11 protein-coding genes and 1 pseudogene are annotated in these 15,823 nt (G+C 65.9%); 8 read left to right on the top strand and 4 right to left on the bottom strand.

The annotated features are described in order from the left end of the window. Together ACYQ6T_RS09915 and icmF are read right to left on the bottom strand one after the other, a co-directional pair. A pseudogene (locus tag ACYQ6T_RS09915) lies at positions 1-593 on the bottom strand (N-acetylglutaminylglutamine amidotransferase); the annotation flags it as partial. Positions 594-666: 73 nt separating this feature from the next. Then, the gene (icmF, locus tag ACYQ6T_RS09910; RefSeq protein WP_459830442.1) at positions 667-3,939 is read right to left on the bottom strand and encodes a fused isobutyryl-CoA mutase/GTPase IcmF; all 3,273 of its coding nucleotides are present in this window, start codon (positions 3,937-3,939) and stop codon (positions 667-669) included. A 134-nt stretch (positions 3,940-4,073) separates the two neighbouring features. On the opposite strand from icmF, the gene ACYQ6T_RS09905 reads away from it, so the two are divergent. From ACYQ6T_RS09905 to ruvA, 8 genes are all read left to right on the top strand, one after another. Beyond that, positions 4,074-4,826, top strand: a complete 753-nt coding sequence (locus ACYQ6T_RS09905; RefSeq protein WP_459830441.1) for a BPSS1780 family membrane protein — start codon at positions 4,074-4,076, stop codon at positions 4,824-4,826. Then, a complete protein-coding gene (gene nadD, locus ACYQ6T_RS09900; protein WP_459830440.1) occupies positions 4,823-5,515 on the top strand; it encodes a nicotinate-nucleotide adenylyltransferase in 693 nt (230 codons plus the stop codon). The genes ACYQ6T_RS09905 and nadD overlap by 4 nt, the downstream gene beginning before the upstream one ends. Continuing rightward, positions 5,484-5,903, top strand: a complete 420-nt coding sequence (gene rsfS, locus ACYQ6T_RS09895) for a ribosome silencing factor (protein WP_459830438.1) — start codon at positions 5,484-5,486, stop codon at positions 5,901-5,903. The genes nadD and rsfS overlap by 32 nt, the downstream gene beginning before the upstream one ends. Further along, the gene (gene rlmH / locus ACYQ6T_RS09890; protein ID WP_459830437.1) at positions 5,891-6,370 is read left to right on the top strand and encodes a 23S rRNA (pseudouridine(1915)-N(3))-methyltransferase RlmH; all 480 of its coding nucleotides are present in this window, start codon (positions 5,891-5,893) and stop codon (positions 6,368-6,370) included. Before rsfS ends, rlmH begins: the two co-directional genes overlap by 13 nt. Positions 6,371-6,397: 27 nt before the next feature. Then, positions 6,398-7,045 (top strand): Maf family protein, encoded by a 648-nt coding sequence (locus ACYQ6T_RS09885; protein WP_459830436.1) that lies wholly within the window; start codon positions 6,398-6,400, stop codon positions 7,043-7,045. 71 nt (positions 7,046-7,116) lie between these two features. Then, complete coding sequence (locus ACYQ6T_RS09880) at positions 7,117-8,583, top strand: Rne/Rng family ribonuclease (RefSeq protein ID WP_459830443.1); 1,467 nt, start codon at positions 7,117-7,119, stop codon at positions 8,581-8,583. A gap of 18 nt (positions 8,584-8,601) precedes the next feature. After that, positions 8,602-9,648 carry a prenyltransferase gene (locus ACYQ6T_RS09875; RefSeq protein WP_459830435.1) on the top strand — a complete coding sequence of 349 codons (1,047 nt, stop codon included), beginning with the start codon at positions 8,602-8,604 and terminating at the stop codon, positions 9,646-9,648. Then, positions 9,645-10,322 (top strand): Holliday junction branch migration protein RuvA, encoded by a 678-nt coding sequence (gene ruvA / locus ACYQ6T_RS09870; RefSeq protein WP_459830433.1) that lies wholly within the window; start codon positions 9,645-9,647, stop codon positions 10,320-10,322. Before ACYQ6T_RS09875 ends, ruvA begins: the two co-directional genes overlap by 4 nt. A 5-nt stretch (positions 10,323-10,327) precedes the next feature. Here ruvA and hrpA read toward each other — a convergent pair whose 3' ends face one another. Together hrpA and ACYQ6T_RS09860 are read right to left on the bottom strand one after the other, a co-directional pair. Continuing rightward, the gene (gene hrpA, locus ACYQ6T_RS09865; protein WP_459830431.1) at positions 10,328-14,332 is read right to left on the bottom strand and encodes an ATP-dependent RNA helicase HrpA; all 4,005 of its coding nucleotides are present in this window, start codon (positions 14,330-14,332) and stop codon (positions 10,328-10,330) included. Beyond that, positions 14,329-15,823: ATP-binding protein (locus ACYQ6T_RS09860; RefSeq protein ID WP_459830430.1), on the bottom strand; the 1,495-nt coding region annotated here is incomplete at its 5' end. The genes hrpA and ACYQ6T_RS09860, both read right to left, overlap by 4 nt.

The following is a 15,823-nucleotide window of genomic DNA, read 5'->3' as shown; positions in this document are numbered from 1 at the left end:
TTAAGGATCGTGTAAGGCGCAGGGACGACGGTGTGAAACGAGAGGTAGTAGTGAAGCGCCACGGGGTCGACGGTGGTGTCGATCGCGCCGCCAGCTAACAGCGCCGGCAGGGTCGAGGCAAAGCGCAGTCCTCCTGGAATCGCGGCGGTGTAGAGCGGTTTGATCCCTAAGCGGTCGCGCACGAGCACCACCCGGCCGCTCTCCCGCTCCCAGAGCGCGAACGCAAACATCCCGGCGAGCCGCTCGACAAAGGCCGCCCCCCACGCGTGGTAGGCTTTGAGGAGCACCTCGGTGTCGCTCTTCGAGAAGAAGCGGTAGCCCAACGCTTCGAGTTCGCGCCTGAGCTCCCGGTAGTTGTAGATCGCGCCGTTGAAGACGACCGCCAACCCAAGTTCCGGGTCGACCATCGGCTGTTGCGCCGCCTCGGAGAGGTCCATGATCTTGAGGCGGCGGTGGCCCAGAGCGACGTGCCCCTGCGCCCAGACGCCGCTCCCGTCGGGACCGCGGCGGTGCTGCTGCGCCGTCATGCGGGCAACAGCGTCGAGTTGCGGGAGTTGACCGTCGAAGCGAATCTCACCAGCGATGCCGCACATCAGGAATGCTCACGAGGGGAAAAGGCCTACGCAGCATACCACAGCGGCGGTGCGGCTCAAGCGCCCCGAAGGGTCACATGTTGCGCCGGTACTGCCCCCCCACCTCAAAGAGCGCCTGGGTGATCTGCCCCAGCGAGCAATAGCGCACCGCGTCCATCAGCACTTCGAAGGTGTTGCCGCCCGCCATCGCCACCTCTTGGAGCTTCGCCAGCCACTTCGGCGCCTCAGCTGCGTTGCGCTCGTGAAAGGCTTTGAGCCGCGCAAGCTGACTTTGCTTCTCCTCTTCAGTGGAGCGTGCCAGTTCCAGTTTCTCTGGAATCGGGTCGCCGTGGGGGTTGCGGAAGGTATTGACGCCGATGATCGGCAAACTGCCGTCGTGCTTCTTCTGCTCGTAAAGCAGCGACTCCTCCTGGATCTTGCTGCGCTGGTAGCCCGTCTCCATCGCGCCCAAGACGCCTCCGCGCTCGGCAAGCGCCTCGAATTCGCGCAACACCGCCTCTTCGACGAGGTCGGTGAGCTCCTCGATGATGAAGCTCCCCTGGTTGGGGTTCTCGTTCTTCGCCAACCCCCACTCGCGGTTGATGATGAGCTGGATCGCCATCGCCCGACGCACCGACTCCTCGGTGGGGGTGGTGATCGCCTCATCGTAGGCGTTGGTGTGCAGCGAATTACAGTTGTCGTAGATCGCAATGAGGGCCTGCAACGTCGTGCGGATGTCGTTGAACGCCATCTCTTGCGCATGCAGGCTCCGCCCCGAGGTCTGCACATGGTATTTGAGCTTCTGGCTCCGCTCGTTGCCGCCGTATTTGTGCTTCATCGCGATCGCCCAGATGCGGCGGGCGACGCGGCCGATCACCGTGTATTCGGGGTCCATGCCGTTGCTGAAGAAGAAGGAGAGGTTCGGGGCAAAATCGTCGATGTGCATCCCGCGCGCGAGGTAGGACTCGACGTAGGTAAAGCCGTTCGCGAGCGTAAAGGCAAGCTGCGAAATCGGGTTCGCGCCCGCTTCGGCGATGTGGTAGCCCGAGATCGAGACCGAGTAGAAGTTGCGCACGTTGTGGTGGACGAAGTATTCCTGGATGTCGCCCATCAGTTTCAACGCAAACTCGGTCGAGAAGATACAGGTGTTCTGCCCCTGGTCCTCTTTGAGGATGTCGGCCTGGACCGTCCCGCGGACAGTCGAGAGCACCCACTCCTTGATCTTTTCGTACTCCTCTTCAGTCGGGTCGCGACCGTTGTCGGCGCGGAACTTCTCCACCTGCTGGTCGATCGCGGTGTTGAAGAACATCGCGAGGATCATCGGCGCCGGGCCGTTGATCGTCATCGAGACCGAAGTCGTCGGGGCGCAGAGGTCAAACCCGGAGTAGAGCACCTTCATGTCGTCGAGCGTCGCGACCGAGACGCCGGAGTTGCCGATCTTGCCGTAGATGTCGGGGCGAGGATCGGGGTCGCAGCCGTAGAGGGTCACCGAGTCGAACGCGGTTGAGAGGCGCGCTGCCGGCATCCCCTCGGTGAGTTTGCGAAAGCGGCGGTTGGTGCGGAAGGGGTCCCCTTCACCCGCGAACATCCGGGTGGGGTCTTCGTTCTCCCGTTTGAAGGCAAAGACGCCCGCGGTGTAGGGGAAGGAGCCGGGGACATTCTCCTTCATCAGGAATTTGAGCACTTCGCCGTCGTCTTCGAAATCGGGCAGCGCCACTTTGGGAATTTTGTTGCCCGAGAGCGAGTCGTGGTAGAGCTTGGTGCGGACCTCCCGGTCGCGGATCTTGACGACATATTCGTCCTGGGTGTAGAGCTTTTTGAGCGTCGGCCACTGCTCGAGGAGCTTCTTCGCGTGCGGGGTAAGTTGGCTCTCTTTCCAGTCGATCAGCTCGTCGAAGTGTTCCGCGGGCTTGCCGCACGCCTCGAAGAGTGCTTTGGCCACCTTCAGCGCCTGCCGCTCCCGCGCAAGCCGCGATTGCGCCTGAACCTCCGCGTGGTAGTTGCGCACCGTCTGGGCGATCTCGGCGAGATAACGGCTGCGGTGGGGCGGGATGATCGCCTGCCCTTTACTGGAGTGGCGGACTGCGACGCGCGGCAGCTTCCCTTCCGCTTTTGCCGGTAACCCGAGCGCGATCAGTTTCGGGAGCATCGCCTGGTAGAGCGCAGTGACGCCGTCGTCGTTGAAGCGCGCGGCGATGGTGCCAAAGACCGGCATCGCATCGACCGGCTCATGGAACCGCTGGTGGTTGCGTTGGTACTGTTTCGCAACGTCGCGCAGCGCATCCTCGGCCCCTTTGCGGTCGAATTTGTTGATCGCGACAAAGTCGGCGTAGTCGAGCATGTCGATCTTTTCGAGTTGGCTCGCCGCACCGAATTCGGGGGTCATCACGTAGAGGGAGCAATCGACGTAGGGAACGATCGCGGCGTTCCCCTGGCCGATCCCGGAGGTCTCGACGATCACGAGATCGTAGCCGGTGAGTTTTGCGGCGGCGATCACCTCTTTGAGGGCGCGGGAGACCTCCATTCCGGTGTCGCGGGTGGCGAGCGAGCGCATGTAGATGTGGTCGCCCTCGATCGCATTCATGCGGATCCGGTCGCCCAAGAGCGCCCCGCCGGTGCGTTTGCGCGACGGGTCGATCGAGATGATCGCGATCTTGAGCGCGTCGTCTTGGTCGAGGCGAAAGCGCCGCACCAGCTCGTCGGTGAGCGAGCTCTTACCCGCGCCGCCAGTGCCGGTGATCCCCAAGACCGGTACCGTGAGCCCTTGCGCCGCAGCGATGATCCCTTCGCGGATCGCGTCGGGGTAGGCACCGTTTTCCAACGCAGTGATCACGCGCGCAAGGGTCCGCCAGTCGCCCCGCTGCAGCTTCTCGAGGATTTCGGGTAACGTTTGCGGCGCCTCCGCTGAGAGGTCGAAATCGGCGCGCTCGACGACGTCGTTGATCATCCCCTGAAGCCCCATCCGGGCGCCATCTTCGGGCGAGTAGATCCGCTCCACCCCGTAAGCCTCGAGCTCCTTGATCTCGGGGGGGACGATCACCCCGCCCCCGCCGCCAAAGACCCGGATCCGCTCCCCGCCGTTCTGGCGCAGCAGGTCGATCATGTATTTGAAGAATTCGACGTGCCCCCCCTGATAGCTGGTGACGGCAATCCCCTGGACATCTTCTTGCAGCGCGGCACGGACGATCTCTGCGGCACTGCGGTTGTGCCCCAGGTGGATCACTTCGCAGCCGGTGTTTTGCAGCAGCCGGCGCATGATGTTGATCGCGGCGTCATGCCCGTCGAAGAGCGCGGCGGCGGTGACGAACCGGACCTTGTTTTTCGGCTGGTAGGGCGCAAGCGCTTTGGCGACACGCGGATCGGTCATGGTCAATCCTCCTTGGGTTGGTCATTAGACCCTCATGTCAGCTATCTTACCGCAATTGACGTTTACGTCAACGTTAGATTCCGGCCGTTGGGCACTATGCTAGACTTTCCGCTTACCGATTGCCCGGACTCCCTATGCGTACGGTCGTTCTCTCCTTCGCCGACGGTTGGCGCTGGGCGCGCGACGCCTTTCGTCTGTGGCGCAAAGCGCCGGCGCTCACCGCCTACCTGTCGTTCGGTTATCTGCTGTTGCTCCTGCTCCTCTCGGCCGCTCCGCTCATTGGCCAGTTTCTTGCCGCGCTCGCGATGCCGATCTTGCAGGTCGGGGTGCTCGAGGGGATGCGTGCAGCCAAGCGTGGCATTCGTCCCGGGCCGGAGATCCTCTTTGCCGGCTTCAAAGGGCCGTGGCAAGCGCTCGCGGTCGTCGGCGCGCTCAATTTCGCGGCGAATCTCCTCATCCTCTTCCTCGTCGTCGCCACCGTGGGCGACGTCACCCTCCAGCCGATGCCGCGTGTCGTGACCAGCGACGATTCGCTGGCGCTCACCACAGCCGTGAACCCCGTGCCGCTGCTCCTCTTTCTCCTCCTCTCGCTCCCGGTCACCGCAGCGTACTGGTTTGCCCCGCCGCTCATTGCGTGGTATGGCGTCGCGTGGCCCAAAGCGCTCTTTTTTAGTCTCTACGCGGCGCTGCGCAACTGGGCACCGCTCCTTGCGTGGTCGCTCGCTATGGGGCTTGCGATTTTCGCCGCATCGCTCGTGGTGGTGCTCGTTGGGTCCTTCCTGCCGCCGATTCTCTTTACCGTTATGCTCTTTCTCCTGCCGCTCGTCTTCGTTCCCACGCTCTTTGCGGGATATTTCCTTCAGGTCGACGAACTCTTCCAGCCATGATCGGCCTCATCGGCGGCACCTTTGACCCGATCCACTACGCCCATCTGCGCCTCGCCGAAGAGGCGCGGGAGATGCTCCGGCTCGACGCGGTCTGGTTTGTCCCCAACGCCCGTCCCCCCCATCGCGCCGCTCCCGCAGGTGATGCCGCCCACCGCGCCGCGATGGTGGCGTTGGCGCTTGCCGACGCCCCCACCTTTCGCCTGGAGCGGGTCGAACTTGACCACCCGGAGGAGCCGAGCTACACGGTGACGACCCTCATGCGCCTTCGCCACCGCTTAGGGGACGCAACGCCCCTCTTCTGGCTGGTTGGGGCCGACGCCTTCGTCGGGCTCGACCGCTGGCACCGCTGGACGGAGCTGCTCACGCTCGCCCACCTCGTCGTCGCCACCCGCCCGGGTGTGCTGCTCGAGGAGGAGACGCTCACCCCCGCACTGCAGCCCCTTTGGGCGAGCCGTCGAACGGCGGAGTCGGTTGCCGCAGAACGGACCGTCCCCCCGGCAGGGTGGGTGATTCACCTCGACGCAACGCCCCTGGCGATCTCCGCGACCCAGATCCGGGCACTGATCGCCGCAGGCAAAAGCGCCCGCTATTTGCTTCCCGACGCGGTTCTCAGGTATATTGAAGCGCATCACCTCTACCGGAACGACCATGGAGCCGATGGACCATCCGACGCATCAACAGCAGAGTAGCGAAGCGATCACCCAGCTGGTGATCGCTGCCCTGGAGGAGATCAAGGGTGAGGCGATCGAAGCGTTCGACACAACCGCCGTCACGCCCCTTTTCGAACGGGTGGTGATCGCCACCGGCAACTCGACGCGACAGGTGAAGGCGCTCGCGCGCAACGTCGTCGACGAGGCGAAAAAAGCGGGGATACCGATCGTCGGCGTCGAAGGGGAGGAGAATGGGGAGTGGATCCTCGTCGACCTCGGCACCGTCGTCGTCCATGTGATGCTGCCGGCGGTCCGCCGCTACTACCGCCTGGAGGAGCTGTGGGGCATGCCGCCGGCAACCCGCGTCGCCGCCTCCAACCTCACCGCCCCCCAGAGACTGCTCGACGAACCCGGATGGCATTCCTGACCCTCTACGCCGTGGGCCAGCGTCCGCCGCAGTGGGTGAGCGACGGCTTTGCCGACTACGCCCGCCGCCTCCCCCCTGAATGGGCCCTGGAACTGGTCGAACTGAAAAGCGAACCCCGCCACGGCGATTCGCCAGCGGAGCGCGAACGGGCGCGGGCACGGGAGTGCGAGCGGCTCCGCGCGCGTGTCCCACGCGAAAGCCGGATCATTGCGCTCGACGAACGGGGGGTCGCATGGAGTAGCGAAGAGCTTGCCGCGCAGCTCACCCGCTGGCGGAGCGACGCGCGCCCCGTCGCGTTGGTGATCGGCGGGCCGGATGGCCTCACCCCCGAGTTTCGCCGCGAAGCGGATGCCCTCTGGCAACTGTCGCGGCTGACGCTGCCGCACGCGCTCGTGCGGGTGATCGTCGCCGAAGCGCTCTACCGCGCGTGGAGTATCGTCGCCCACCACCCCTACCACCGGAGCTGAACCATGCTGAAGAGTAATGAATACCCGATGACTTCCCCCCGTCTCTTCCTCGCATCACAAAGCCCCCGCCGCCGTTCGCTCCTCGCCACGCTCGGGGTGCCCTTCGCGGTGCTGGAGAGCGAAGCGGAGTGGGTCGACGAGACCCCACAGCCGAACGAGTCGCCGCGCGCCTACGTCGAGCGGCTCGCGCGCGCGAAAGCGGTTGCCGGGTGGCGGACGCTCGTTGCCCGCGATCCCGACGTCAGTGAGCCCCATGCAGGCAGCCCCCACGCGCTCGTCTTGGGGGCCGATACGACGGTGGCGCTTGCTGAGCAGATCCTCGGGAAACCGGCCACCCGTGACGAGGCGGCCGCGATGCTGCGTGCCCTCTCCGGGCAGACCCACGAAGTGCTCACCGCGGTCGCGCTCACCGACGGTGTGGCGGTCGAGGTCGCCTGCTCCTCCTCTGAGGTCCGCTTTGCGCCGCTGCCGGAAGCGTGGATCGCCGCGTATGTCGCGAGCGGCGAGCCGCTCGACAAAGCGGGGGCCTACGCCTACCAGGGGGCGGCTGCCGCGTTCATCCCCGAGATCCGCGGCAGCGCCTCTGGCATCATCGGTCTGCCGCTCTTCGAGACAGCGCAGCTCCTTGCCCGTTTCGGAGTTGGCCCCCACTGCAGCTGGAAGTCACACCAATGAGCACGATAACAAGCAGCGAAACGGCCGTCCCATCGACCCCCACCCCTCCCACACCGGCTGAACCCCCTGAACTGCAGCGCGAACTCCTCGTCAACTGCACCCCGCAAGAGACACGGGTCGCGGTGGTCGAAAACGGCGCGGTGCAGGAGCTCCACATCGAGCGCGCGAGCCGCCGTGGGCTCGTCGGCAACATCTACCGCGGCAAAGTCGTTCGGGTGCTCCCGGGAATGCAGTCGGCGTTCATCGACATTGGCCTGGAGCGCACCGCGTTTCTCCATGTCACCGAGCTTTTACCCAACGCGCTGAACGGCGAACGGGGCGAAGCGCCGCGCATCGAGCGGCTGCTGCGCGAAGGGGAGACGGTCACGGTACAGATCATCAAAGACCCGATCGGCAGCAAAGGGGCGCGCCTCTCGATGCAGGTTGCGCTCGCGGGCCGTTTTCTCGTCTATCTGCCGCACGACCACGGGCAGATCGGTGTTTCGCAGCGCATCGACGAGGAGAGCGCCCGCGAGACATTGCGCGCGCGCCTTGCGGCCCTCCTCCCCGCAGGGTTCCAGGGGGGCTTTATCGTGCGCACCAACGCGCTCGACGCGAGCGACGAGCAGCTCGTGGCCGACATCCGTTACCTCGAACAGGTCTGGCACGAAATCCGCGAACGGGCAGGCGCGGTGCGCCCACCGGCCCTTCTTGCCGCGGAGCTTGACCTTGCGCTCAGAACCGTCCGCGACCTTGCCGACCGCAACACGCTGCGCATTCAGGTCGATTCTCGGGAAAACAGCCAGCGGATGATCCAATTCGCCCAGCGCTACGCCCCGCACGTCGTGCCGCTCATCGAGCTCTACCGCGGCGAACGCCCCCTCTTTGCCCGCTGCCACGTTGAGGAGGAGATCGAGAAGGCATTGAGTCGTCGCGTCGACCTCAAGTCGGGGGGGTACCTCATCTTCGACCAGACCGAAGCGCTCACCACGATCGACGTCAATACCGGCGCCTTTGTCGGCGCGAAGAACTTCGACGAGACGATTCTCAAGACCAACCTCGAAGCGGCTCAGGCGATCGCCCGCCAGCTGAGGCTCCGGAACCTCGGCGGGATCATCCTTGTCGATTTCATCGACATGGCGCTCCCGGAACATCGCGAACGGGTGCTGGCGGCGTTTCAGCAGGCGCTCGCGCGTGACCCGGTGCGCACTTCTGTCATCGGCTTCACGCAGCTCGGGCTCGTCGAGCTCACCCGCAAGCGGACGCGGGAGTCGCTCCTGCAGCAACTCTGCGAACCGTGCCCCACCTGCGCCGGACGGGGCTTTGTGAAGACGGCCGAAACGGTCTGTTTCGAGATTCTCCGCGAACTCGTCCGCGAGGCGAAACAGTTCCCCAACGTGCGCGAATTTCGCATCCTCGCCGCCCCGCCGGTGATCCAACTCTTTGAAGAAGAGCACGCCCAGGCGCTCGCGATGGCGAGCGAATTCCTCGGCAAACCGATCTCGCTGCGGGGCGAAAGCGACTACCCCCCCGAACACTACGACATCGTTCTGCTCTAACCTGCGGAGAAGCATGGCATGACCCCAACCCCTGCCTCAACCGTGTCCGAACCCGACCCGAGCCTGAGGGCGTCGCCCGCAAGCGCCCTTTTGCTCGCCACCCGCCCGGCGTTTTTCACCATCACCGCAGTGGGCGTCCTGCTGGGTGGGGCGTTGGCCACCTGGCAAGAGGCCAACCACGCCCGCGACGGGTGGCCCCCTGCGCTCCTCCTCTTTGCCGTGACCCTTTTCCTCGCGCTCACTGCCCATGCCGCAGCGAACGTCCTCAACGACCTTTTTGACGAGGCGGTCGACCGCGGCAACACCACCCGCCTCTACCCCTTCACCGGCGGCAGCCGCTTCCTGCAAAACAGCGTTCTCACCCGTGCGGAGCTCACCCGCCTCGCCGCAACGTTACTCCTCGTCACTGCCCTCGGCGGGCTTCTCCTCACCCTGTGGCTCCTCAGCGTCGCACCGCATCGCGCCGCAGCGCTGGCGGTGATCGGCGTTGTTGGCTTAGCCACTGCCTGGGCCTATTCGGCCCCGCCGCTGCGCCTCTCCGCAAGAGGCTTCGGCGAAATCGCGATCACGCTGGCCTGGACCCTCGTCGTTGCCGGAGCGGCCACCGTGGTCGGCGCGGGATATCGCAGCGACGCGGCAAACGCTTCAGTCGTTACCGCAATTGCCGCAGGGGTACCGTTTGGGTTACTCGTTGCCAACATCCTCTTCATCAACCAATTCCCCGACGCGCCAGCTGACGGTGCCGGGGACAAGCGGACGATCCCAGTGCGCTGGGGCGCGCGCGCCGTGTGGGGCTACCCGCTCATCGCGCTCGCCGCGACACTGACCCACGTCGCGTGGGTGGCCATCGGCCTCCTTCCCCCTTTGACCTTGGCTGCCCTTGTCGCGCTCATTCCGGCGCTCAGCGCAACCCGGCGCCTTTTTGCCTTCGTCGCGGCGACCCCCCACTGGTCCCACACCACCGATTTCTCGCCACTTGCCCCCGCGATCGTCGCCACGCTCCAGGCTGCGCACGGCTACGCCTTGGTCGCTGCCGCGACGCTCATCGGGAGCGCCTTCCGGTGATCGCCCTCATTACCGGAATTCTGCGCGACAAAGCGCCGCCGACGATTCTCGTCGAGACGGCGGGCGGCGTCGGCTTTGAGGTATGGGTGCCGATGAGCACCTTCTATACCCTCCCGCCCGCAGGCGAAACGGTGCGGCTGCTGACCCATCAGATCCTCCGCGACGAGGAGCAGCAGCTCTTCGGCTTTGCGACCCGCGCCGAACGGGAGACCTTTCGCCTCCTCATTCGGGTCAATGGCGTCGGCCCTCGCATTGCGCTCGCGCTCCTTTCGCACCTCACGCCGGGCGAACTCAAAGCGGCGGTCGCGCAACAGGCGAGCCACCCGCTCGTCAAGATTCCCGGCATCGGCAAAAAGACCGCCGAGCGGCTCCTCTTGGAGCTCAAAGACAAGCTCGCGCAGCTGCCGTGGGGGGAAGAAGAGGTGGCAGTAACAGCGTCACCCGCGGCTTCCGGTCGCGATCGGCCCGCCGCCTCGAGCGCTCCCGCGGCCGATGCCGAGGCCGAACCGGTGGAAAACCGCGCGCAGCTCGTGCGCGACGTCGCCGCAGCCCTCGAGGCGCTCGGCTACAGCAGCGCGCAGATCGCTCCGGTCGTTGCGGCGCTTCCCACGGAGCTTGCGCTTTCTGACGCGATCCGCTGGGCGCTGCGGCAACTGGCGGCGCCGAAGGGGTAGCCCCGCTACCCCTCCCCCTGCTGCGCCCACAAGCGCTCGAGCCGTTTGACGCTCACCGGCATCGGGGTCTTCAATTCGGAGGCAAAGAGCCCGACCCGCAACTCCTCAAGCAGCCAGCGGTACTCGTGCCAAAAGGGGGGCCAGTCGCTGCGCGCGCGCGCTACTGCCTTTTGCCACGGGAGCGCCGCGCGCTGCCACTCGCTGAGCCAACGGCGGTCGCGCGCCGGGTCTTTTTCTAGTTTATCGAGCCGCACCCGCACCGCGTCGAGGTAGCGCGTGTAGTGTTGCAGCCGCTCCCAGGGGGTCGCAACCAAGAAGCCAGGAGCAAAGAGCGCCGCGAGCTGCGCCGCAATGTCGGCCGCCGCTTCGGGATGCGCTTTGCCGAGGCGTTCGAGCCGTTTTTCGATCGCCGCCACCTGCTCAAACCAGGTGAGCGCGGAGCGCATCAGCGCCTGCGCAACCAACAGGAACCGCTTCTGCCCCGCGGCAACCCGCTCAGCAAAGGCTTCCCCGTCGCGCGGAAGCGGCTCCGCAAGCGCCGCTTCTGCAAGGGCCGCCTCGACGACCGTGTCAAGAAGCGGCTCACTGCGCCCCCGCGCGAGCCAGACCAACTGCAGGCGCTTGAATTCGTCGCTCTTTTCGACGGAGCGCACGCCATTTTTGAGCGCGATCCGCAGAAGCCGCAACACCCCCCGCCGGTGGGCTGCCGCTGCCGCCTCTTCGGTATCAAAGAGCCGCAACCGCGCCCCCGCGTCGCCCGCGTCGTCGAGCGCGGGAAAACCGATCGTCGTGATCCCGCCGACCACCGCCTCGGTGATCGCGGGAAGCGCCCCCCAGATCCATTCGGTTGCCGGCACCTCCCACGGCATCGTTCCGGCCGCCTCTGCCTGTGGCTGGGAGGGATTCTCCCGCTGCGGGGAGGGTGCCTTGTCCCCGGGCCACAGCGCAGCGAGCTGGGCAAAAGCGTTTCCCGCCTTCTGCCCGAGCGCGCGCTTCAACGCCTCCAGGTTTCGCCCCTCGCCCAAGACTCGCCCCGCCTCATCGACGACGCGGAAATTCATGAAGAGGTGGTGCGGCAGGGTCTCCAAGCGGAACTGCTCGGGGGTGGTCGCGATCGCTGTCTTCTCGCTTACCCAGCGCGCGAGGATCTTCAAGAGCGGCTCCTTGCGCCACTCGGGGTGTGCTTCGACTTCCGCGAGGAACGCCCGCGCCGACTCGGCGTGGGGCTGAAGCCGGTGCTTCTGCTTATTGGGAAGGCTTTTGAGCAGCAGCACCACCTTCTCTTCGACCATCCCCGGGACGAGCCACTCGCACCGCGCCGCCGGGATCTGGTTCAAAAGCGCCACCGGGATCGTCAGCGTCACCCCGTCGTCCGCTGCGCCCGGGTCGTGCTGGTAAGTAAGCGGGAGCGGTTCGCCGTAGAGGTCGAATGTGGTGGGGAAGCGCTCGCTCACCACCCCTTCGGCGTCGCGCGCGACGATCATCTCGCGCGAAAGAAAAAGTAGCTTCGGCTCTTTGCGCTCCGCCTCGCGCCGCCACGCTTCGAAACTGGCGAGATCGACGACATCGTCGGGGATTTTGCTCGCGTAAAAGGCCTCAATCCAGCGCTCGTCGACGAGGTCAGGGCGACGCAGCCGCTCCTCCAACTCGCGTAGTTCAGCGATGAGTTTGAGGTTGTGCTGGAGAAAGGCCATCCGCGCGATGCGCTGCGGCGGCAGGTCCCCATGGACCAACCCTTCGCGGATGAAGAGGGTGCGACAGAGCGCGGGATCGACGTGGCGATAGCTCACCGAACGGCCACTGTAGACGGTGAGGCCAAAGAGCGTCCCCTTCTCCAGCCCCCGCACCTCCCCCGCGCGGCCGCTCCAGTGGGGTTCCCCCACCTCCCGCGCGATGAGGTGCGGCACCGCCCGTTCGATCCAGCGGGGGTCGATCGCCGCGACGGTGCGGGCGTAGAGTTTGGTCGTCTCGACCCGTTCCGCGGCAAGGACCCACTGCGGCTGTGCCCGCCGCAACGCCCCACTCTGCGGGTGGAGCCAGAAGCGCACCCCTTTCGCGCCGAGGTAGCTGCCGCGATGCTCCGGTTTGTCGTCGCGCGCTTTGACCCCGACGCCGTGCGGCAACCCGGTGATGAGCGCGGTGTGGATCGCCTCGAAGCTCGCGGGCTGGGTATTATCGCGCCACCCCAACTCCCCGGTGAGGGCATGGAGCTGCCCTTCCACCTCGCGCCACTCCCGCAGCCGCAACCATGAAAGAAAATGGTCCTGCGCCCACTGCCGCTGCTTGGCGCTGCTCTGGTGGCGCGCCACTTCGCGCCACGCCGCCCAGAGGTTGAGGTACCAGCAAAACTCCGATTTGGCGTCGCGGTCGCTGCCGCGAAAGCGGGCGTGCTGCTGGTCCGCTTGCGCTTCGCTATTCGCCGGCCGCACCCGGGGATCGGGCACCGAGAGGGCCGCAGCGAGCACCCGCATCTCCTGCAGACACCCCAACTCGTGCCCGGCGACCAGCAGACGCGCGAGGTGGGGGTCGATCGGCATCTTCGCCAGTTGCGCCCCCACGGGGGTGAGGGTGCGCCGCTCGGGGTCGAGCGCGCCGAGTTCGACGAGCTCCTGAACCGCACCGGCGACCGCCCGATGCGGCGGACGGTCGAGAAAGGGGAAGTCAGCCACTTCGCCCAAATGGAGCGCCGCCATGCGCAACACCACCGCTGAGAGCGACGTGCGGAGGATCTCTGGGTCGCTGTGCGGGGGGCGCGCGGCGAAATCGCTTTCGCTGTAGAGGCGAAAACAGACCCCGTCCATCACTCGCCCGCAGCGGCCTGCCCGCTGCGCCGCTGCCGCTTGGCTGATCGGCTCGATTTTGAGCTGCGCCACGCGGGTGCGCGGGTTGTAGCGGTGGATCCGCGCAAGCCCCGAGTCGATCACGTAGCGGATGTTGGGGACAGTGAGCGACGTCTCGGCAACATTCGTCGCGAGCACCACCCGCGGCCGTTTACCTGGGGAGAAGATCCGCGCCTGTTCGCTCGCCGATTGGCGGGCAAAGAGGGGAAGAATCTCCAACTCGCGCTTGAAGCGCGCCTGCGCCGCTTCGAGCGCCGCACGTGCTTCGCGAATCTCCCGCTCGCCCGGCAAAAAGACGAGAATATCGCCGCTCCCTTCGCGCCACGCCTCCTCGACGCACGCGACGATCCCGTCATAGAGCGGCTCTTCGCTCTCCTCGAGCTCTTCGATCGGCCGGTAGCGGATCTCGACCGGGTAGAGGCGGCCACTCACCTCGATGATCGGGACTTCCCCCGCCACCGCCGCGAAGTGGCGGGCAAACCGCTCGGCGTCGAGCGTCGCACTCGTCACCACCACCTTCAAGTCGTCGCGCCGCGCGAGCAACCGGTGGAGGTAGCCGAGGAGGAAATCGATGTTGAGGCTCCGCTCGTGCGCCTCGTCGATGATCACGGTGTCGTAGGCCGAAAGCCACGGGTCGCGCTGCGTCTCGGCGAGCAGTATCCCGTCGGTCATGAGGGTGATGTAGCCGTCGGGGCTGACGACGTCGTCGAACCGGACGCGGTAACCGACGCTCTGGCCGAGCGATTCGCCGAACTCCTGGGCGATCCGTTCGGCAGTGGCGCGGGCGGCGATGCGCCGCGGTTGGGTGTGGGCGATCTGTCCGCTCACCCCCCGTCCGGCGGCAAGGCAGATCTTCGGCAACTGCGTCGTCTTGCCCGAACCGGTCTCACCGCAGACGATCACCACCCGGTGCGCCGCCACCGCCGCGGCGATCTCCTCAGCGCGTTGACTGACCGGCAACTCCGGGGGGTAGGTGATCGCCGGCCGCGCCTCGAGGCGCGCCTGCCACGCGCGATGGGAGGCGGCGATGAGCGCGTCGCGTTCCGCCTGCAGCCGCTCCCGCTCCTTGAGATTCTGCGCGCGCGCAAGCCGCCGCGACAGCGCCACCACCCGTCCGCGGTCGCGGGCAAGGATCGGGGGGAAAGGTTCCCGAGCGTTCCCTCGACTCAACCGGCTATCTCCCATCCGACAATCTTGCGTTGCTTCTTCGAGAACTCCACCCCAACCTCGATCACCCGCTCGACCCCCGGCGCACCGCGGTACTTCGCCGCATAGTCGCGGGCCTGGATCTGCCGAAGTGCTTCGCCGGTGGCGTCGTCAGGAACGACTTTGAACTCAAAGACCCACACGATGCCGCCCACCCGCACCACCAGGTCGCACCGTCCCTGTTGGCTCACCTCTTCCGGTGTGATCTCGACCCCCAACGCCGCAAGATGGCTGTAGAAGAGACTCGCCCAGTACCCCTCGTACTGCGCGATCGGGTGGGTGCGCGTCCACTCGTAGGGGATCGCGGCGTAGAGCCGCACGAAGTGGTCGCGCAGCCCCACGGCGTCGCCACGCACGAGCGGCTCAGCGAGATCGGCTGCAAGCTCGTTTGCAACGCTTCTGTCGGGCAACCACGCGAGAAAGAGCGCCTCGTTCAACGCCTGGCGCACCTCGAGGTTGGGCAGCGCAAGCTCATATTCAATGCGATTGATCACACGCCGTTGCCGGCGGATCGTCAAGTAACCGGTCTGCCACAGCATCGCTTCGGGTTCGATCGCGTCGACGTCAAACGCTGAAAGCAACTGCTCACTGGCATAGAGCCGCTCGAGGCGCGGGGTGAAGAACTGCCGGCTCTTGAGCCACTCGATGAGAAACGTCGGCGTTCCCGTCTCGAACCACCACGCGCGGTATTCCCGCTCGGCAAAGAGGAGCAGCACGTCGAAGGGGTTATAGACCGGTTCCCCATCCCACGCGTAGCCGTTGTACCAACGGCGCACTTCAGCGCGGTCCAACGGTTTCCCGTCGGCTGCCGCGGCGTCGAACTCCGGGGCGAAGACGGTGTCCAGATCCCCTTCGGTGTAGCCGCAGATCGTCGCGTAGTCGGCAGAGAGGGTGATGTCGCGCAGGTGGTTGAGCCCCGAGAAGATCGAGACTTTACTGAACTTGGAGACGCCGGTGAGGAAGACAAAGCGCAAGTCGGCGTCGCGCCCTTTGAGCACACTGTAGAGACTGCGTAACGCTTCGCGCATCTGCCGCGCGACGTCCGGTTCGGTGAGGTTGTCGAGGATCGGTTTGTCGTACTCGTCGACCAACACCACCGCACGCGCGTTGTGGCGGTTCGCGGCGCGGTCGATCAGCCGCTCAAAGCGCACGGCGAAGTCGGGGTGGGGGGGAAGATCGACCCCCAACTGTTCGGCGTTGCGGGTGAGTTGCTCGTCGATCGCAAGCGCCAAACTCGCGACGTCGTGGCGTACGCCGCTCACAAAGGAGATGCGAATCACCGGGTGGCGTTGCCCCCAATCCCAGTGGTCGGCAAGGTACAACCGCGGCCGCTCGGCCGCTTTCGGGTCGGCCCCGAGCCGCACCGCCGCGTCACCCCCTTCAAAGAGGACTCGGTTGCCGGAAAAGGCTTCAGATAACGTGTCGAGGAAGAGGGTTTTACCGAAGCGGCGCGGG

The sequence above is a fragment of the Hydrogenophilus islandicus genome, from assembly GCF_054657095.1.
Note: the sequence above shows the minus strand (reverse complement) of the source record. Positions and strands in the feature narration are given on the sequence as shown.